18 protein-coding genes, 1 pseudogene and 1 other annotated feature are annotated in these 18,044 nt (G+C 53.5%); of the genes and pseudogenes, 17 read left to right on the top strand and 2 right to left on the bottom strand.

Annotation, left to right across the window (positions count from 1 at the left end; genetic code table 11):
- Positions 1-62 precede the first annotated feature (62 nt).
- The 9 genes from ABNS49_RS07430 (at position 63) to ABNS49_RS07470 (ending at position 11,093) form a co-directional block, all read left to right on the top strand.
- Complete coding sequence (locus ABNS49_RS07430) at positions 63-2,993, top strand: acyl-CoA dehydratase activase-related protein (protein ID WP_348688151.1); 2,931 nt, start codon at positions 63-65, stop codon at positions 2,991-2,993.
- On the top strand, positions 2,986-4,248 hold the full coding sequence (locus ABNS49_RS07435) for a 2-hydroxyacyl-CoA dehydratase (RefSeq protein WP_135979595.1): 1,263 nt from the start codon (positions 2,986-2,988) through the stop codon (positions 4,246-4,248). Before ABNS49_RS07430 ends, ABNS49_RS07435 begins: the two co-directional genes overlap by 8 nt.
- 92 nt (positions 4,249-4,340) lie before the next feature.
- Complete coding sequence (locus tag ABNS49_RS07440; protein ID WP_277820759.1) at positions 4,341-5,495, top strand: DUF349 domain-containing protein; 1,155 nt, start codon at positions 4,341-4,343, stop codon at positions 5,493-5,495.
- Between the two features lie 256 nt (positions 5,496-5,751).
- The gene (locus ABNS49_RS07445) at positions 5,752-6,813 is read left to right on the top strand and encodes a helix-turn-helix domain-containing protein (protein ID WP_135979594.1); all 1,062 of its coding nucleotides are present in this window, start codon (positions 5,752-5,754) and stop codon (positions 6,811-6,813) included.
- 8 nt (positions 6,814-6,821) lie between these two features.
- Positions 6,822-7,400: a CDP-diacylglycerol--glycerol-3-phosphate 3-phosphatidyltransferase gene (gene pgsA / locus ABNS49_RS07450; RefSeq protein WP_135979593.1), complete on the top strand. Its 579-nt coding sequence runs from the start codon at positions 6,822-6,824 to the stop codon at positions 7,398-7,400.
- Positions 7,400-7,915 (top strand): CinA family protein, encoded by a 516-nt coding sequence (locus ABNS49_RS07455; RefSeq protein WP_135979592.1) that lies wholly within the window; start codon positions 7,400-7,402, stop codon positions 7,913-7,915. The genes pgsA and ABNS49_RS07455 overlap by 1 nt, the downstream gene beginning before the upstream one ends.
- The gene (gene recA, locus ABNS49_RS07460) at positions 7,879-8,970 is read left to right on the top strand and encodes a recombinase RecA (RefSeq protein WP_135979591.1); all 1,092 of its coding nucleotides are present in this window, start codon (positions 7,879-7,881) and stop codon (positions 8,968-8,970) included. Before ABNS49_RS07455 ends, recA begins: the two co-directional genes overlap by 37 nt.
- Before the next feature lie 71 nt (positions 8,971-9,041).
- Positions 9,042-9,644 (top strand): isochorismatase family cysteine hydrolase, encoded by a 603-nt coding sequence (locus tag ABNS49_RS07465; protein ID WP_135979590.1) that lies wholly within the window; start codon positions 9,042-9,044, stop codon positions 9,642-9,644.
- 3 nt (positions 9,645-9,647) lie between these two features.
- Positions 9,648-11,093, top strand: a complete 1,446-nt coding sequence (locus tag ABNS49_RS07470; RefSeq protein WP_135979589.1) for a nicotinate phosphoribosyltransferase — start codon at positions 9,648-9,650, stop codon at positions 11,091-11,093.
- 12 nt (positions 11,094-11,105) lie between these two features.
- Here the strand turns inward: ABNS49_RS07470 and ABNS49_RS07475 are convergent, their stop codons facing one another.
- The gene (locus ABNS49_RS07475; RefSeq protein ID WP_277820758.1) at positions 11,106-11,777 is read right to left on the bottom strand and encodes an alpha/beta fold hydrolase; all 672 of its coding nucleotides are present in this window, start codon (positions 11,775-11,777) and stop codon (positions 11,106-11,108) included.
- Between the two features lie 43 nt (positions 11,778-11,820).
- Here ABNS49_RS07475 and ABNS49_RS07480 point away from each other — a divergent pair, with 43 nt between their 5' ends.
- The 8 genes and pseudogenes from ABNS49_RS07480 to ABNS49_RS07515 all read left to right on the top strand — a co-directional run bounded on the left by ABNS49_RS07480 (position 11,821) and on the right by ABNS49_RS07515 (position 17,527).
- On the top strand, positions 11,821-12,540 hold the full coding sequence (locus ABNS49_RS07480; protein WP_135979587.1) for an amidohydrolase family protein: 720 nt from the start codon (positions 11,821-11,823) through the stop codon (positions 12,538-12,540).
- A gap of 56 nt (positions 12,541-12,596) precedes the next feature.
- Positions 12,597-12,828, top strand: a binding site (T-box leader).
- A 34-nt stretch (positions 12,829-12,862) separates the two neighbouring features.
- The gene (locus ABNS49_RS07485) at positions 12,863-13,906 is read left to right on the top strand and encodes an ATP-binding cassette domain-containing protein (RefSeq protein ID WP_135979586.1); all 1,044 of its coding nucleotides are present in this window, start codon (positions 12,863-12,865) and stop codon (positions 13,904-13,906) included.
- Positions 13,890-14,564 (top strand): methionine ABC transporter permease, encoded by a 675-nt coding sequence (locus tag ABNS49_RS07490; RefSeq protein ID WP_277820757.1) that lies wholly within the window; start codon positions 13,890-13,892, stop codon positions 14,562-14,564. Before ABNS49_RS07485 ends, ABNS49_RS07490 begins: the two co-directional genes overlap by 17 nt.
- A 32-nt stretch (positions 14,565-14,596) precedes the next feature.
- Positions 14,597-15,439, top strand: coding sequence for a MetQ/NlpA family ABC transporter substrate-binding protein (locus tag ABNS49_RS07495; RefSeq protein ID WP_135979585.1), 843 nt, complete (start codon positions 14,597-14,599; stop codon positions 15,437-15,439).
- 59 nt (positions 15,440-15,498) lie between these two features.
- On the top strand, positions 15,499-16,464 hold the full coding sequence (locus tag ABNS49_RS07500) for an MmcQ/YjbR family DNA-binding protein (RefSeq protein ID WP_288342132.1): 966 nt from the start codon (positions 15,499-15,501) through the stop codon (positions 16,462-16,464).
- 252 nt (positions 16,465-16,716) lie between these two features.
- Positions 16,717-16,863: a hypothetical protein gene (locus ABNS49_RS07505; protein WP_277820756.1), complete on the top strand. Its 147-nt coding sequence runs from the start codon at positions 16,717-16,719 to the stop codon at positions 16,861-16,863.
- Entirely contained in the window at positions 16,835-17,161 is a 327-nt protein-coding gene (locus ABNS49_RS07510) for a hypothetical protein (protein WP_288342129.1), read from the top strand. Before ABNS49_RS07505 ends, ABNS49_RS07510 begins: the two co-directional genes overlap by 29 nt.
- Positions 17,136-17,527 (top strand): annotated as a pseudogene (locus ABNS49_RS07515) (NADAR family protein). Before ABNS49_RS07510 ends, ABNS49_RS07515 begins: the two are co-directional and overlap by 26 nt.
- Positions 17,528-17,569: 42 nt before the next feature.
- On the opposite strand, the gene ABNS49_RS07520 reads toward ABNS49_RS07515, so the two are convergent.
- Positions 17,570-17,917: a hypothetical protein gene (locus tag ABNS49_RS07520; protein ID WP_135979635.1), complete on the bottom strand. Its 348-nt coding sequence runs from the start codon at positions 17,915-17,917 to the stop codon at positions 17,570-17,572.
- Positions 17,918-18,044: the final 127 nt, after the last annotated feature.

Genomic DNA, 18,044 nt, shown 5'->3' on the forward strand with positions numbered 1-18,044 from the left:
TTGTCACGACGGGCGAAAAAAGTATATAATGTGCTATACTTTCCGAGAAAAGGAGGGACTTTATGATCAGAATTGGCTTAGATGTAGGCTCAACGACATTGAAAAGCGTAGTGCTGGACGAATCGGGCGCGATTTTGTACCAGCAGTATGAACGCCATTATTCTCAAATCACGTTAAAAGTCATCGAAATGCTGTCGGGAATCCAGCGCATGTTTCCCGATCAAGCGACCATTCGATTGTGTATATCCGGCTCGGCCGGCATGGGGCTCGCGCAAGATCTGGGCATTCCGTTCGCCCAGGAGGTGTACGCGACCCGGGAAGCCGTCAACGCGCTGCTGCCGGGAACCGATGTCGTCATCGAGCTGGGCGGGGAGGACGCGAAAATCCTTTTTTTGTCCGGCGCGATGGATGTTTGCATGAATGGCAGCTGCGCGGGGGGAACCGGAGCGTTCATCGACCAGATGGCGACGCTTTTGGATATTTCGCAAGACGAAATGAACGCCCTGGTGACAAACCACAAAAAGATTTACAGCATCGCCTCGCGCTGCGGCGTGTTCGCCAAGTCCGACGTCCAGCCGCTGCTCAACCAGGGGGCGACGAAAGAGGACGTGTCGGCGTCGATTTTTACGGCGGTCGCCAACCAGACGATCGCGGGCCTGGCGCATGGCCGCCAAATCGAAGGCCGCGTCGTGTATTTAGGCGGTCCGCTCACCTTTTTTTCCGCCTTGCGCGCCACTTTCGACGACGCGTTGCGCTTAAAAGGAACGTGCCCGAAGCATTCCCTGTACTTTGTGGCATACGGAGCGGCTTTGCTTTCGCAGGACAAGACGTTTTCGTTTGACGCCTTGCTGGGCGCGCTGGCAAGCTACACGGCCAGCGACCAGTACGCCGCGTGCGCGCCGCTTTTTGAAAGCGAGGCGGAATACGAGGCGTTTGCCGCCAGACATTCGAAGCAGGACCAGCAAATCACGACATCGAGCGCAAAGCCGGTCGAGCTGGCGGTCGGCATCGACGCGGGATCGACCACGTTGAAGGCGGTCGCGATCGACACGCGCCGCCACGTCGTGTTTTCGCGCTATATGCCTAACGCCGGCAATCCGGTTCCGCTTGTGAAATCGTTTTTGGAGCAGCTGTACGCGGCGTTCCCCCAAGCGAAAATCGTTGGCAGCGCCACGACGGGATACGGGGAGGAAATCATTAAAAACGCGTTCCACGCCGATTACGGACTCGTCGAGACGATCGCCCATTACACCGCGGCCAGACAATACGATCCGGATGTCGATTTCATCATCGACATTGGCGGGCAGGACATCAAGTGTTTTCAAATTCGCAACGGGGCGATCGACAATATCTTTTTAAACGAGGCTTGCTCCTCGGGATGCGGCTCGTTTTTGCAGACGTTCGCCGGCGCGCTTGGCTATTCGATCGAGGATTTTTCCCGCCGGGGACTGTTCGCGAACCGGCCTGTCGACTTGGGCTCGCGCTGCACGGTGTTTATGAATTCCAGCGTGAAGCAAGCGCAAAAGGACGGCGCCACGATAGAGAACATCGCCGCCGGCTTGTCGATCAGCGTCGTGAAAAACGCGCTGTACAAAGTCATTCGAATGAAGGACAAAGAGGAAATCGGCCGCCACGTCATTGTGCAGGGGGGAACCTTTTTGAACGATTCCGTCTTGCGCGCCTTTGAAAAAGAAATCGGCCGCGACGTCATTCGACCGGCGCTCTCCGGTTTGATGGGCGCGTATGGCGCCGCGTTGTACGCGCTCGATCATCGTCTGGAGCGCAGCGGGCTGCTGGATGGGCCGGCGCTCCAAAATTTCCGCCACCAGGTCATGGCGACGACGTGCAAAGGGTGCACGAACCACTGCCGCTTGACGATCAACACGTTTTCGGACGGCCGGCGTTTTATTGGCGGCAACCAGTGCGACAAGCCGACGCGCGGGCAGTCCGGCGCGGCGCTGCCGTCGATGTTCGAGGTGAAAAAGAAACTGCTGGACGCGTATTCGTCGCAGCCGGGCCGCCTGGAGACGATCGGGCTGCTTATGGGACTGAACGAATATGAGCTGCTTCCGTTTTGGCACACGCTGCTGACGGAGCTGGGATTCGGGGTGGAGCTGTCGGGCAAGTCGAACAAAAAGCTGTACCATGCCGGACAAAACACGATTTCCAGCGATACCGTGTGCTATCCGGCCAAATTGATGCACGGACATTTGAAGGCGCTTTTGGATAAAGGGGTGGAACACATTTTCTATCCTTGCCTGTCGTACAACATGGACGAGCAAAAGGCGGACAACCACTACAACTGTCCGGTCGTCGCCTACTATCCTGAAGTGCTGCGCAACGCGCTGCCGGCCGGCAGCCGGGCGCGGCTGCTCCATCCGTATTTAGGCATTCACCGCCGCAAGGATTTCCCGAAGCACTTCCGGGCGTTTTTGAACGAGGCGTTCGACCATGACTTTTCGAAAAAGGAAGTGGCCGAGGCGGCGGAAAAAGCGTACGCGCGCTACGAGGCGCATTTGGAAACGATTCACAACGAGGGGGACCGGTTGTACCAGTACGCGGTCGAGCGGAATTTGCCGATCATCGTCTTGTGCGGGCGGCCGTATCATTTGGACGAGGAAGTCAATCACGGTATCGACAAATTTGTCACGCAGGAAGGCGCGGTGCTGCTTTCCGAGGATTCGCTTGGGCATATGGTGAAGAAGGTCGACACCGACGTGCTCAACCAGTGGACTTACCACGCCCGGCTGTATAGCGCGGCGGATTTTGTGAACACGTGCGGATACGATAAAATCGACCTGGTTCAGCTCGTTTCGTTTGGCTGCGGGCTGGACGCGATCACGACCGACGAGGTCCGGGCGATTTTGGAGTCGAATGGAAAGATTTACACGCAAATCAAGATCGACGAGATCACCAATCTGGGCGCGGTGAAAATCCGTCTGCGCTCGCTGTTCGCGGCGGCGAAAGAGAAACGAGGTGGAACGCATGTCTGAACGGGTGGCGGCGATTCCGTTTACGAAGGAAATGAAGGAAACGCACACGTTGCTGTTTCCAAACATGCTGACGACGCATTTTCAAATTTTGCGTAACATTTTGCGCAGCTACGGCTTTCGGATCGAGGTGCTCATGAACGAAGGGCCAGGCGTCGTGGAGCAAGGCTTGCGCTATGTCCACAACGACACGTGCTATCCGGCGCTGCTGACGATCGGCCAGATGATCGACGCGCTCAAGAGCGGCCGCTACGATGTGGACCACGTCGCGCTGCTTATGACGCAAACCGGCGGCGGGTGCCGGGCGAGCAACTACGCGTATTTGCTGCGCAAGGCGTTGCGGGACGCCGGGCTTGGCCAGGTGCCGGTCGTCACGATCAATTTGAGCAGCCTCGAAAGCAATCCGGGGTTTCGGATCACGATCCCGATGCTGCGGCGGATGCTGGCGGTGCTGGCGTACGGGGACATGCTCATGCTGCTGTCCAACCAGACGCGGCCTTACGAAGTCACCTGCGGTGAAACCGACGCACTTGTCGAGTCGTGGATCGAGCGCACGTCGCGCTGGTTTGATGGAAACGAGGGCTTTTCGCTCAAGCAGGTGACGCGCCACTATCAGGAAATGGTGGCGGAGTTTTCGGCGATCGAGCGTCACGCCGTGCCGAAGGTCAAAGTTGGAATCGTCGGCGAGATTTACGCCAAGTACTCGCCGCTGGCCAACAACGGCCTGGAGCGGTTTTTGCGCGACGAGGGGTGCGAAGTCATGGTGCCGGGCGTGATGCAGTTTTTGTTGTATGCCATCGACATGCCGATGGAGGACACGCGCCTGTATGGCGGCAGCCGGTTCAGCCAGCAGGCGACGCATGTCATTTTCAATTACTTGACGCGGTTTGAAACGGAGCTGATTCAGGCGGTCAAGCGCGATGGATCGTTTGTGGCGCCGGCCAGCTATGCGCATTTGAAGCAGATCGTGACGCCGTTTATCGGCAACGGCTGCAAGATGGGCGAGGGCTGGCTGCTGACGGCGGAGATGATCGAGCTGACCGAGGCGGGGTATGGTAACATCGTGTGCGCCCAGCCGTTTGGCTGCTTGCCAAACCATATCGTGGGCAAAGGCATGATGGGGGCGCTGCGCAAGGCGTATCCGCAAGCCAACATCGTGGCGATCGACTACGATCCGGGAGCGACGAAGGTGAATCAGGAAAACCGGATCAAGCTGATGCTTTCGATCGCGCGTGAAAATTTGCATAAAAATGGATAATTCGAAAAAAATTCGTTTTATCCCTTTTTTATTTGTGTAAAGACGTGTAAAATAATGTATTAGATAGTAAATCTATATGAGTGAGGAAACATATGGCACAGATGAATGATGAATTGTACGAAGTTGAAGACATGGATGCGGACATTTCGCTCAAGGAGGAATTAGTCGAAGAGGCGAAGAATTTCGCCGAATCGTCCAACTGGAACGAGACGCAGCGCGAACTCTCCAACCTGAAGAGAAGATGGAAGCGAATCCACTATTGGGAATCGGATTATGAAGACCAGCTCAGAGACGAGTTTGAATCGGCTCTCGACGCGGTGTATGCAAAACGCAATGAAGTGTATAAAGAGGCGCAGACGATCAAGGAAAACCTGGTGAAGCGCGCGCAGGAACTGGCGCAGACCGACAACTTGAATAAAGCGAGCAAGGAAGCCAACGAGCTGATGGACGAATGGAAGAAGGCGGGTCACGCCGGACGGGAAACGGACGATAAACTGTGGGCCGAGTTCCAGGCCGCCCGCGATATTTTCTACCAGCGCAAGCACGAGGCGTGGGAGGAAATGCACGCGCAGTTCGACGAGGCGAAAAAAGCGAAGGAAGTGCTCATCGAGCGCGCCCGGGAATTGAAGGATTCCACGGAGTGGCAAAAAACGAGCAACGCGATGAAGAACTTGATGGACGAGTGGAAGAGCATCGGCCACGCCGGCAACAAAGTCGACGACGCCCTGTGGCACGAGTTCAACGACGCCCGTCAGGAATTTTACACGCGCCGCAACGAGCATTACGACGAATTGTCCCGGACGCGTTCGGAAAACTACGCCAAGAAACGCGCGCTGGTGGAGCAGGCCAAGGCGGTCGCGGACGGCGGCGTGTACTCGCGTGAAAACACGGAGTTTATGAAGCAGCTTTCCAACGACTGGAAAAAGATCGGCTTCGCGGGACGCGAGCACGACGACCGGATCTGGGCGGAGTTCAGAGCGGCCAACGACTTGTATTTCGACGGTTTGAAAAAGATGAGCGAGCAGCGTCAGCAGGACTGGAAGTCCAGAATGATGGAGGCCCGCAATAAAAAAGTGGAGCTCATCAACAACCAGAAGCGGCAGATCGAGCGTCTGCAAAACGACATGTTCGGCCTTGTCAGCGAAGCGACGATGGCGGACATTCAGGCGGAAATCGACGATAAGGAAGACTTTATCGACGAGCTGGAGCAGCAGATTTCCGATATCGACGCCCGTTTGGAGGACTAATACGAAGAGAAGCCGGATTTTCGGCTTTTTTTGAAAAAACGATTGCCCAGTAAAACTGGATGTGATATAATCTGTTTACCGAAAATAATGTGTTTGTTTACGGGAGAAAAATTTTTTTTGATGGAACGGGACTTTTTTTGATTTTTTATCGTATATAAAGGGTAGGAGGTTAAAAAGAGAAAAGTGTGAAGGATGATATGTCCTTTTTTTCACGTGTTTTATTTGGTATAATAAAATACTGAAAGGGGAAGTTTTAATGACATATTATCAAATCCTGAAACAGCGAAGAATTGATTTAAAACTCTCCATCCAAGATGTGGCGGTGCAGACGCGGCTCGCGCCTGAGTACATCGCGGCCATCGAGGAAAATGATCTTGATGTATTTTCAGATGACTATTCATTTGTCCGATATTTCGTGCATGCCTACGCCAACGCCATCGGCGTGAACTGGGAGGCGATCTCGGTCGAAGTGGACCAGACGATCAAATACCACGCGCACAAGAAAAACATGGCGCTCACCCAGGCGCAGCGGCGGATCGTGGAAAACATGCCCAAGGCGCAGGCGTCCAAGCGCTCGCGTAAAAAACGGTCGCATTTCCAGTCGAGCATTTCCAGAGCCTCGCGCTCCCTGCACTGGTCGAAACGGAAACTGTCCCCGCTTGCCTTGTGGGGAATCGTCATCGTGGCTGGCGGTTTTTTGCTGACGAACATGGTCAGCTCGATGCTGAGCGCCAACGAGGCGAAGGCGAGGGAAACCGCCCGTCAGGCTGAATTGCAAAAAAAAGAACAGGAAACGCAGCGTTTGTCGCAGCAGAGAAAAGAAGCCAGGCTCGAAGAGGCGAAGACCGCATTGACTTTGAGCGAGACAGCCGATGTTCCCGATACCGTATATATCCATTCCGATCAGGCGATGCCCTGGACCGTGCAGTTAAACGTGTCGGTTCCTTCGGAAACAAAAATAGAAGTGTACAAAGGAGAAGAACTGGTGGCCGGCGACGCCGACCAGGCGCAGACGGCCGATTTCAGCACCGTGCTGGAAATCGGATCGGCCGAGACGTACCGGCTTGTCATTTCCTCCTACAAAAACAACTCCATCACGCTCAACGGCCAGGTCGTGGCGTATACGCCAAAGGAAGGCGGGCAGGACGAGCCGGCGCAGATCGAACTCGCGTTTGGCCAAAGCGCGCCGGTGGCGGACGAATCAAACGGATATGGCCAGTGGGACGCAAGCTGGTATGATGGAAGTACGGAAGACTACGCCTATGGCGAGGAGGCCGCAGACTATGGCTACGGCGATCCTTACGGCTATGGGGAATAGGAGGACATATGAATCTGCCGAATAAACTTACGATTTTGCGGATCGCGCTCGTGCCGGTGGTCGTGGCGGTGTATTTGTGCGTGCCGGCGGATGCCGGCATCGTCAACGCGGCGACGGGACTGGGCTTGCGCAATCTTCTTGTTTTGATCATTTTCGCTCTGGCGTCGATTACCGACTATTTGGATGGAATGCTGGCGAGAAAAAACAACTGGATCACGTCGTTTGGAAAATTCGCCGATCCGATCGCGGACAAGATGCTCGTGAACACGGTTTTGATCTTGCTTGTCTGGGCGCACGCGGCCAACGTGGTGGCGGTGCTGATCATGATCGCGCGCGACTTGATCGTGGACGGACTGCGGATGAGCGCCGCGCAAAGCGGCGAAGTCGTCAGCGCGGGCTTTTTTGGAAAGCTCAAGACGGTTTTGCAGATGATCGCGATTCTTTTGCTGTTGCTGAACAACTGGCCGTTCGCCCTGATTGGCGTGCCTCTGGCTTCAATCGTGTTGTGGGCGGCGACGATCGTGTCCGTGTATAGCGGATGGATTTATTTTCAAAAACTGAAAAAATACGTTTTGGAGACGATGTGATGGAAGCCGTCAAGGAATTGATCGAAGTCGCCGGACAAAATGGCTGGACGATCGGCAGCGCCGAAAGTTTGACGGCGGGGCTCTTTAGCGCGACGATCGCGTCGTGCCCTGGCGCCAGCGCGGTGCTCAAGGGCGGGTACGTGACGTATTTCACGGAAATGAAAGAGCGGATGCTCGACGTGCCCGCTTTGCTTATCGAACGCTTTGGCGTCGTATCCAAACCTTGCGCGCGGGCGATGGCTCTCAACGCCCAGCGGCTCATGGATGTCGATTTCGCGGTTTCCTTTACGGGCAACGCGGGGCCGTCCGCAATGGAAGGCAAACCGGCGGGGCTGGTGTATTGCGCCGTGGCGAAACGGGAAGGAACGGTTTTTGATTTTCGTTTTCAATGGGATGGGTTGGCGCGTAACGAGATCCGCGCGCGGGTCGTGGCGGACATGGTCGCCAACACGCTGACCATCATGAAGGAGGAAAGTGAATGGCAAAAAAGACAACAGCTGCGGCCGCAGAAGTAAAAGATAAAGACAAACTGTTAAAAGATGTGTTGAACGAGATCGAGCGCGAATACGGAAAAGGCGCGATCATGAAGCTGGGGGACCGGGCGGCGACGGACGTCGAGCCGATTCCTTCGGGAAGCCTGCTTTTGGATCAGGCGCTGGGAATCGGCGGCTATCCGAAGGGACGGATCATCGAGATCTTCGGACCGGAATCGAGCGGTAAGACGACGCTGGCGCTCCACGCGATCGCGGAAGTGCAGAAAAAAGGCGGACGCGCGGCGTTTATCGACGCGGAAAACGCGATCGACCCGGTTTACGCGAAAAAGCTTGGCGTCGATATCGACGATTTGATTTTGTCCCAGCCGGATTCGGGCGAGCAGGGATTGAACATCATGCTCATGCTCATCGAAAGCGGCGCCGTCGACCTGGTCGTGGTCGACAGCGTGGCGGCGCTCGTGCCCCAGGTCGAGCTGGATGGCGAGATGGGAGACATGCAGGTGGGCGCCCAGGCGCGAATGATGTCCAAGGCGATGCGAAAGCTGGCCGGTTTGATGAACCACAATGAATGTACGGCGATTTTCATCAACCAGCTACGTGAAAAAGTGGGCGTGATGTATGGCAATCCGGAAACGACGCCGGGCGGACGCGCCTTGAAGTTTTATTCGTCGGTGCGGATCGACATCCGCAAGGCGGACGCGATCAAAAACGGATCGGATATCGTCGGAAACAAAGTCAAGGTCAAGGTCGTCAAAAACAAGGTGGCGCCTCCGTTTAAAAACGTGGTTCTCGAAATCATGTATGGCGAGGGCGTGTCGTACATTTCGGAGCTGGTCGACTTGTGCGTCGAAGCCGGTATTTTGAAAAAGGCCGGCGCCTGGTACTCGTACGAAGGCGAGAAAGTCGGACAGGGAAAGGAAGCGGCCAAGGAGTATATCAAAACGCATCCGGAACTGAAAGAGGAGCTGGAAACGCGTTTGAAAGCGTCCATGAACCCGCAAGTCGACGACACGCTGGAAATGGCGATCGAGGAAGACGAAGCGAAAAAAGACGGGGAAGCGGCCTCGGAAGAATAATTTGACACGGAAGGAAGTTCTTGGAACTTCCTTTTCTATGTTATAATTGAGGCACGGAAAAGAGGTCAGAAATGACAAAAGAAAATAGAAAAAAAGAAACCGCGCTTTCGCTGGACAAACCGGTCGTGTTCGTCGTGGACATGGTCAACGGGTTCTTACACGAAGGAGCGTTGAGCGATAAACGAATCGAAACGATCGTCCCGGCGATCGAAAAACTGATCCGGGACAAAGGCTATCCAGCCGTTTTTGTGTGCGACAGCCATACGGGCGACGCGCGCGAGTTCGCGGCGTATCCGCCCCATTGCGTGCAGGACAGTCATGAGGCGGCGGTGATCGACGCCTTGTCGCCATACGCCCGGGACGTGCTGCCTAAAAACAGCACGAACACGTTCATGGCGCCGGCGTTTCAACAGCGGCTTCCGGAGCTTTTGGAAACGTACCGCGATTTTGTGATCACGGGGTGCTGCACGGATTTGTGCGTGCTTCAGTTCGCGCTTTCGCTACAAAGCTATTTGAATGAAAACGACGATCGAAACCACCGGGTCATCGTGCCGGCCAACGCCGTGGAAACGTTTCATCTCGATGGAACCCACGAGGCCGAAGCGTGGAACGCGATGGCGCTGGCGAACATGGCGGCCAACGGAATCGTGGTTCCGGAAAGAATCGAGGACTAAACAATGGATGAACCAAGAAACCTGACGTTGGTCATGGACTTTTACGAGTTGACGATGAGTCAATGCTATTTTAATCAAAACAAAGATCTCGAAGTCGTTTTCGACTTATTTTACCGGAAAAATCCGGATGACGGAGGCCTTTGCGTGCTGGCCGGACTCGAACAAGTCGTGGAATACGTGAAAAATCTCCACTTTTCGAAAAGCGACATCGAGTATTTGGCGAGTCTGGGCCAGTTCAGCCCGGAATTTTTAGAGTATTTGTCCACGGTGCGCTTTACCGGGGACATCGACGCGATTCCGGAAGGGACGCCGGTGTTTCCGCATGAGCCGCTCATTCGCGTGCGGGCCAAGATCATCGAGGCGCAGCTTGTGGAAACGGCGATTTTGCTCGCGCTCAACCACCAGACGCTGATTGCGACCAAGGCGCGCCGCATCGTGCAGGCCGCCGAGGGACGGGCCGTCATGGAGTTTGGCGCCCGGCGCGCCCACAATTTCGACGCGGCCATTTACGGTGCGCGGGCGGCGTATATTGCCGGATGCGCGGGATCGGCGACGACGTACGCCGGCGAGAAGTTCCAAATTCCGGTGCTGGGAACGATGGCGCATTCGTTCATTCAAAGCTTTCCAAGCGAGTACGACGCGTTTTTGTATTACGCCAAGACGTATCCAGACGCGTGCACGCTGCTCATCGACACGTACTCGACGCTGAAATCGGGCATCGAGAACGCGATCAAAGTGGCGAAGGACTATTTGGAACCGAACGGGTACCGGCTCAAAGGGGTGCGGATCGACAGCGGCGACATGGCGTATTTGTCAAAGAAAGTGCGGGCCAGACTGGACGCGGCGGGCATGGAGGATTGCGCCATTGTCGTGTCCAACTCGCTGGACGAGTACGTGATCGAGTCGCTCATTCGCCAGCAGGGCGCGAAAATCGATGCGTTTGGCGTGGGCGAGAATTTGATTTGCTCTAAAAATTCGCCGGTGTTTGGCGGCGTGTACAAGATGGTCGCCATCAAGGAAGACGGGCGGTGGATTCCGAAAATCAAGATTAGCGACAACGTGGGCAAGGTGACGAATCCGGGTGTGAAAGACTTGTATCGTATTTACGATCGGGAAACGAAGATGGCGATCGCGGATTTGATGACGCTGCAAGAGGAAACGATTGATACAAATGCGGATTTGCGGATTTTCCATCCGATGAACCGGTGGAAGTACAAAGTCATTCCGGGCGGGACATACGATGTGCGTCCGCTGCTCGTTCCGGTTTTCAAGGCGGGCGAGCTGGTGTACGACTTGCCGTCGCTGGAGGCGGTTCGCGCCTACAGCAAGAGCGAGCTGGACACGATTTGGGACGAGATCAAACGATTCGCCTTTCCGCAGGAATACTATGTGGACTTGTCGGAAAAACTGCTGGATCTCAAACTGCGGCTGCTGGAGCAGTATCGCTAAAAAAAGGGAAAGCTAGAGTAGCTTTCCCTGAAGCATGGCGAGAATGATTTGAAACGCGGTGTTTTCGAACGCTTTCGTGTAAAGCATGCGGTGCGGCGCGCCTTCGACAAGGAGCAGACGCTTGCGCTCGTGCGGAATGCGCTTGTATTCGGAAACCGAGCTGGAATAGTCGATGACCTCGTCCTTTGTGCCATGCAGGATAAGGACGGGGCATTCGATGTGCGCGATGGACTCCTTGTACATGTTGACGATTTCGGTGAAGGCCTTTGTCTGGGCGCGGCTTGGCGACACCTTGCTGGAAGAGGACGAAGATGAAAACGTCTTTTTGGTCGCGGTCTTGGCCATCTGCAAATTGATGTAGTGGAAAGCCGGCGCCACGAGGATCAGGCATTTGACGGGAAAGAGCGTGGCCAGATAGCTGGCGATCACGCCGCCCATGCTGAACCCGAGCAAATACACTTCGTCGGTTTTGCGAAACGCGTTTTGGAGCGCCTGCTCGGCGCGTTCGATCCACGCCTTGATGTTCGCGTCGGTCGGATCGTTGATATCGTATAAATTGAATTGAACGACGTCGTAGTGGTTTTGTTTTAGGAAGGCGGCCAAATCATCCATTTCGTGCGATGTGCGGGCGCCAAATCCGTGAACGGTCACGACGACGGGCCGTTTTTTGAATTTCCAAAGCATTAAATCCCCCATTTCTTTTGCCAATTATAAAAAAGGAGAACGTATGAAAGCAACTCTTTTAATAAAAAATATAGAAAATCTATATACATGCAATCAAAAGAATCGAATCGAACATCATGCTTTTATCGCGCTTCACCATGATAAGATCATTGATTTCGGCCATCACGATCCTAAGAAATGGATCGACGACGCGACGCGGGTCTTGGACGCGCGCGGGGAATGCGTCGTGCCGGCGTTTATCGACTGCCATTTCAACAGTCCGCTCGACGAGCTGGACGGGGACCGGATGCGCAAGGTGTCGGACGCCTTGTACGCGATGCGGATGAACGGGATCCTGACGCTCATCAGTAAAGACCCTTCGATGCGGCGAAAGGAGCTGTTTCAGGAAGTGCTGACGTCCAGGCACAACCCGCGGATGCCGGTCATTCAAGGCATTCCGGACGAGAAGATCCGCATTCCGTTTTTGTTGTCGTGCGGGATGAACTCCCTGCCGCACAAGATGTACTCGATGCAGCCGCTCGCGTTCGTGCTTTACGTGTACCGGGGTGTCGGGGCGAGCGATTTGCTGCGGGCGATGACGTGCAACCCGGCCTGGGAGTTTGGCTTGCGCGATTTGGGCGTGATCGAAAAAGGCCGGCAGGGCGATTTGCTTGTGCTAGGAGCGCCGACGATCGAGGAGTATTTTTCCCAGGTTGGCAAGCAGGGCATCCACCGGATGATCAAGAGCGGCATTCAGTTTTATCCGGAGATATTGCGGTGCTGAAAATTTTTTCAGAAAGTCTTTGACATGATTTTGTAAAACTGTTAATATCTAACTACAAATTGATGTTGAAAAGAAGAGTAGTCCAACCCGGATGGATAGAGAGCTTTCGGCTGGTGGAAGAAAGCGTGAAGCGTTGGATGAACATGGTCTTGGAGTTGCGTGATCGAAATGTAGGTCGCGACGGTTTCGCCCGTTATCGTGATAGAGTATGGTTGTACTTGAGGAGGTCTTTTCCGCGAGGAGAGGACGAAAATAGGTGGTAACGCGAAATTCACTTTCGCCCTATGCGGGCGGAAGTTTTTTTTTGGAAAGGATGGATACAATGATCCGACTCGAACATGTCACAAAGACATTTCAAACGAAGGATGGCGATGTCCACGCGGTCAAGGATGTCAGTCTGGATATCAAGGAAGGGCAGATTTACGGCATCATCGGGTTTTCCGGGGCCGGGAAATCGACGCTGGTGCGCTGCATCAACCTTCTGGAGCGGCCGGAAGACGGCAAGGTCATTTTCGACGGCAAAAACCTGCTTGAGCTTTCCCCTTCGGAGCTGCGGGCCGAGCGTCAGAAAATGGGCATGATCTTTCAGCATTTCAATTTGCTGCGGGCGAAGACGATTTACGAAAACATCGCCCTGCCGCTGCGGATGATGAAAAAGGATAAAAAGGAAATCGACCGCAAGGTCATCGAGCTGCTGGAGCTCATCGACCTTGTGGAGCGCAAGGACTCGTACCCGTCGCAGCTGTCGGGCGGGCAAAAGCAGCGCGTGGCGATTGCCAGGGCGCTGGCGAGCGACCCGAAGGTGCTGCTGTGCGACGAGGCGACCAGCGCGCTGGATCCGCAGACGACGCAAAGCATTTTAAAGCTCATTAAAAAGGTGAACAAGGAAATGAACATCACGGTCGTGATGATCACGCACGAGATGCTGGTCGTCAAGGAAATTTGCGACCGGGTGGCGGTCATGGAAAACGGGCGCGTCGTCGAGAAAAACGACATCGTGCCGATTTTCGTCAACCCGATCGAAGAGATCACGCAAAACTTTATCAATACGACGAACAATTCGAACAAGATCAACGAGCTGATCGCCCAGAAGCATCCGCTGACGCAGCTCGAGCCGAACCAGCAGCTTGTCCGGCTTAAATACACGTCGGCAAATACGAAGGAGGCGCTCATTTCGCAAATTTCGCGAAACTACGGCGTCGACTGCTCGATCGTCTTTGGCAACGTGGAAGTCATCAAGGACGCGCCGCTGGGCACGCTGGTGACCGTGTTTACCGGCGAGGATGGCAAGATCAAGGAGGCGCTGGAGCGCTGCCGCGAGGAAGGCGTTTATGTGGAGGTGTTGAAACGTGGACATATTGATTGATTTCATTCCAAACGTCGTGAAGTACGCCCACCAGTTTCCGAAGGCGATCGTGGACACGCTTGTCATGCTGGCGTACTCGGGCATCATTTCGCTCGTGCTTGGACTCATTCTTGGCGTCGTCATCGTCGTGACGCGCAAGGGCGGGATTTTGGAAAACAAGGTGGTGTTCTTCGTGCTGGACAAGATCATCAACTTGTTCCGGGCGATTCCGTTTATCATTTTGGTGCCGATGCTTTACTTCCTGTCGCGTTTGATTTTCAACACGACGATTGGCATCAACGGCGCGCTCGTGCCGCTTGTGGTCGGGACGATTCCGTTCATGGCCCGGCAGATGGAGTCGGCGATGATGGAAATCGACGACGGCATCATCGAGGCGAGCATTTCGATGGGGATGTCCCCGATGCAAATCATCTTCCAGGTGTACTTGCATGAGAACATTCCGGGTATGATTCGCGGCATCACGATCACGCTGATCGCCTTGATTGGGCAGATCGCGATCGTGGGCGCGGTTGGAGCCGGCGGACTGGGCGACATGGCCATCCGCTACGGACAGCGCAACATGTACGACATCACGTACACGGTTGTGATCGTGATTTTGATTATCATTTCGATTATTCAGTCGATTGGTAATAAACTGGTCGAAAAAACGACCCATTGAGTTTTAAGAAAACAACAGAGGAGGACAATGAGATGAACAAATTTTTCAAACTGGCGGCTGCCGCCGGACTGGCTTTGGCTTTGACGGCTTGCGGATCAAGCGAAGGCGGAAGCGACGCGGAATCGAAGACGATCAACGTGGGCGCGACGACGTCGCCGCACGTGGTGATTTTGGAAGAGGCGAAAAAGATCATGGAAAAAGACGGCTACACGCTGAACATTACGGAATTTTCCGATTATCCAAACATCAACCCGTCGACGAGCGACGGCTCGCTGGATGCCAACTATTTCCAGCACCAGCCGTATTTGGACAGCTATAACGCCGACAGCAACCTGGCTGAAGGCGACGACGGCTACCTGGTGAGCGCGGGCTCGATCCACTACGAGCCAATGGGCGTGTACTCGCAAGAAGTGGAAGAGGTCAATTTGGACAACTTGAACGAGGGCGCGCAAATCGTCGTGCCAAACGACGCGACCAACGAGGCCAGAGCGCTGCTATTGCTGCAGGATCTGGGCATTATCACGCTTAACGACGATGCGACGATCGACAAGGCGACGGTGGCCGACATTAAGGACAATCCGAAAAACGTGGAAATCGTCGAGATCGCGGCGGATCAAATTCCGGCAAGACTGCAGGACGCGGATGTTATTGTCGTGAATGGAAACTACGCGCTGGACGCGGATATCACGGATTCCTTACGCGCGCAGGAGGCGGCCGACAGCGACGCGGCGAAACTGTACGCCAACGTGATCGCGGTCAAAGAAAGCAACAAGGACAACGAAGCGGTGCAGGAGCTTGTCAAAGTGCTGAAGTCGGATGACATCAAGGCGTTTATCGCGGAAAACTTTGGCGACACTGTGCAGGCGGCGCAATAAGAGCACAAAGATCGGGAAACCGGTCTTTTCTTTTGGGTGGAATTTGGTAGAGTAAAACTATGGAACAAGCATGGAGAAGGAAGCGGCCGGTTGGATCCAAACTGGAAGAGGCTGGCTTTGAAAACAAAAACGGAGTGTGGGAAAAGCGCGTGCCAATTATGGCGGGCGACTTTGAGCTTGTCGTGCGCGTCGAAAACGAAGTCCCGTCGTTTCACGTGTTGGACGTGGCGTTTGGCGAGGAGTACATCGGCTACAAAGTGACGGACGGGGAGTTCGCGCTGCGCATGAAGGAGGAAATCGAGCGGGTGTTGAAGACAATCGCGCAGGAAGCCTTCGAGGACGTGTGGTTCGACAACGCGCAGGCGAACCGGATCGCACATCGTATTTTGGAGGCGTATGGCGACGAGCCGCAATTTTTGTTCAAGAACGACGAGCAGACGGGCGTCTTTCGCAACCCGGACAACGACAAGTGGTATGGCATCGTGCTGGCGCGCAAGGACAAAACGACGTTATTGAACGTGAAGCTGGACAAGGAGCGTGTGAAAACGCTGCTGGAACGAGAAGGATACGAGCCGGCGTACCATATGAACAAGACGTACTGGATCTCGATCCGGCTCGATGACACCTTGCCGGATATCGAGATCATGGAGCGGGTCGGGGAGAGTCACAGGCTGACGCAGACGAGCGCGAAAAGCTGGGTCATTCCATCCAAGCCGAGCGTGTACGATGTGGAAAAAGCGTTCAGGGAAAGCGACACGATCACGTGGCATCGCAAGGCGAGCATGCAAAAGGGCGATCTGGTGTTTATTTATTTGAGCGCGCCGATTCAGAAAATCCGGTTCGCGTGTCAGGTCGTGGAAGCCGACGAGAAAGCCAAACGAATGAAGCTAAGGAAAATCAAACGGTACGACGACGAGTTTCCGATCGAGAGGCTGAAGGAAAACGGCTTGCTGGCGGTGCGTAGCGCCAGGCATGTGCCCAAGGCGCTGGAAACGTTGTTGTTGGAGAAGATGGGAAAAACGTGACAAAACGTATGTTTTTTATTGATCGGACTTCTCAATAGGAGAAACTGTATTTTTTGTAGGAATTTAGAAAGCATGATATCTTAAAAAAGAAAAAAAGATTCTTAAACAAGAAGGGATTGAAGTTCCTTTTGAAATATTCAATGCGAAATATTCACAGCGGGATCAAGAGGCTCGAAGAAAGATGAAAGAGCTGATTGAATCCGATCGAAATACCGTTACGCATGTATTTAGCGATGTATTGAAGGAGAAAATATGAAACCTTATGCAGAAGTTTACTTAGACGATGTGGTGGAAACCCAAGGAAAATTATTCGAGTATGTGGCGGAGACATTTCCCGAAGCCGATTTTCAAAAATTTTGTGGAAACGTATATGAAAAGCAAGACCCGTCGATTTATTGACGATGGGCAGCCGTACGTAAACACAATGGATCCAGTGACTTTGTGGGAATATTTTCAAAAGGCGGATGGCTATAAAGTGAAAAAAGGGAAAACTCTTTTTGGATTTGTCCCTGAATGGATGGGAGAATTTTACGCGCTGTTTCAATGGGAAAACAAATTGTCCAGTGAAGAAACCATTCGTCAAGTTCCCTTTGATTTTTTGAAAAAAGCGTACCCGGGAGTGCATGATCTCGATTTGCGTCTAGCCGTGGATAAGGTTGGAGGAAACCAGCATGATTTGTTTTCACAATGTGGATGAGCCCAACGGCTATTTAGCCAACTGGTATGAGTCAAATTTTGCCGAGAATGGACAAACCTTTACATCGGTCGAACAATACATGATGTGGAACAAGGCCATTCGCTTTCACGACCAAAAGCGGGCCGATTTGATTTTGGCATCCAGCGATCCCGCGCAAATCAAACGGCTTGGACGGGAAGTGGAAGGCTATGACGACACCATTTGGAAACGGGCGATCAGATCATTGTGGAGTGCGCCGTAAAAGACCGGGTATGGGGAATTGGCTTGTCCATGCACGATCCCAACCGTTTCGACATGCGACGCTGGAAAGGGGAAAACCGGCTTGGTTTTGCCTTAATGGAAATACGGGAGGAAATGAAAACGTGATTTTGCGCAACCAAAATCACGTTTTTGTATGCGATTCGATTCTTAAAATAAGCGCTCGCCTAAATATTTGTCGTGAGGAGCGATTAAACATTTTTCAATGGATTTCCAATAGCTGTCATAAAGCTTTTTTTGCGCAATGCCGTAGTTTTCTTTCGTGTCAAATTCCCAGTACAGCATATATTTCACGCTTTTTACAATTCGTTTGATTTGAAGTGGCGGAAGACCTTCCTTAATTTGCTCCATGTCGATACGATATCCTCTTTTGGCGAATCGAAGCAAAAGCAATCCTTCTTGTTTTTCCAAAAGGCTTTTGACTTCAAGCATCAGAGCCTCAAATTCTTCCACCTTTTGCGGTTTGACTTGATAAATACATATTTCAGTAAATGGCATCTTCATTCCTCCTTATTTGGGCTATCGCGTTTCTCGATTTGTTTATATTTTACTATGCAAGATCTTCTTCTGGCAAAGTCCTATGCGAAAATAATTTGATAGATAAAGGCGGCGAATTGTTTTTTCT

The sequence above is a fragment of the uncultured Dubosiella sp. genome (genome assembly GCF_964018005.1).
GTDB classification, from domain to species: domain Bacteria; phylum Bacillota_I; class Bacilli_A; order Erysipelotrichales; family Erysipelotrichaceae; genus Dubosiella; species Dubosiella muris.

Coding starts and splice junctions, on each gene's coding strand:
- ABNS49_RS07430 (WP_348688151.1), top strand. CDS start 63: ATGATCAGAATTGGCTTAGATGTAGGCTCAACGACATTGAAAAGCGTA.
- ABNS49_RS07435 (WP_135979595.1), top strand. CDS start 2,986: ATGTCTGAACGGGTGGCGGCGATTCCGTTTACGAAGGAAATGAAGGAA.
- ABNS49_RS07440 (WP_277820759.1), top strand. CDS start 4,341: ATGGCACAGATGAATGATGAATTGTACGAAGTTGAAGACATGGATGCG.
- ABNS49_RS07445 (WP_135979594.1), top strand. CDS start 5,752: ATGACATATTATCAAATCCTGAAACAGCGAAGAATTGATTTAAAACTC.
- pgsA (WP_135979593.1), top strand. CDS start 6,822: ATGAATCTGCCGAATAAACTTACGATTTTGCGGATCGCGCTCGTGCCG.
- ABNS49_RS07455 (WP_135979592.1), top strand. CDS start 7,400: ATGGAAGCCGTCAAGGAATTGATCGAAGTCGCCGGACAAAATGGCTGG.
- recA (WP_135979591.1), top strand. CDS start 7,879: ATGGCAAAAAAGACAACAGCTGCGGCCGCAGAAGTAAAAGATAAAGAC.
- ABNS49_RS07465 (WP_135979590.1), top strand. CDS start 9,042: ATGACAAAAGAAAATAGAAAAAAAGAAACCGCGCTTTCGCTGGACAAA.
- ABNS49_RS07470 (WP_135979589.1), top strand. CDS start 9,648: ATGGATGAACCAAGAAACCTGACGTTGGTCATGGACTTTTACGAGTTG.
- ABNS49_RS07475 (WP_277820758.1), bottom strand. CDS start 11,777: ATGCTTTGGAAATTCAAAAAACGGCCCGTCGTCGTGACCGTTCACGGA.
- ABNS49_RS07480 (WP_135979587.1), top strand. CDS start 11,821: ATGAAAGCAACTCTTTTAATAAAAAATATAGAAAATCTATATACATGC.
- ABNS49_RS07485 (WP_135979586.1), top strand. CDS start 12,863: ATGATCCGACTCGAACATGTCACAAAGACATTTCAAACGAAGGATGGC.
- ABNS49_RS07495 (WP_135979585.1), top strand. CDS start 14,597: ATGAACAAATTTTTCAAACTGGCGGCTGCCGCCGGACTGGCTTTGGCT.
- ABNS49_RS07500 (WP_288342132.1), top strand. CDS start 15,499: ATGGAACAAGCATGGAGAAGGAAGCGGCCGGTTGGATCCAAACTGGAA.
- ABNS49_RS07505 (WP_277820756.1), top strand. CDS start 16,717: ATGAAACCTTATGCAGAAGTTTACTTAGACGATGTGGTGGAAACCCAA.
- ABNS49_RS07510 (WP_288342129.1), top strand. CDS start 16,835: ATGAAAAGCAAGACCCGTCGATTTATTGACGATGGGCAGCCGTACGTA.
- ABNS49_RS07520 (WP_135979635.1), bottom strand. CDS start 17,917: ATGCCATTTACTGAAATATGTATTTATCAAGTCAAACCGCAAAAGGTG.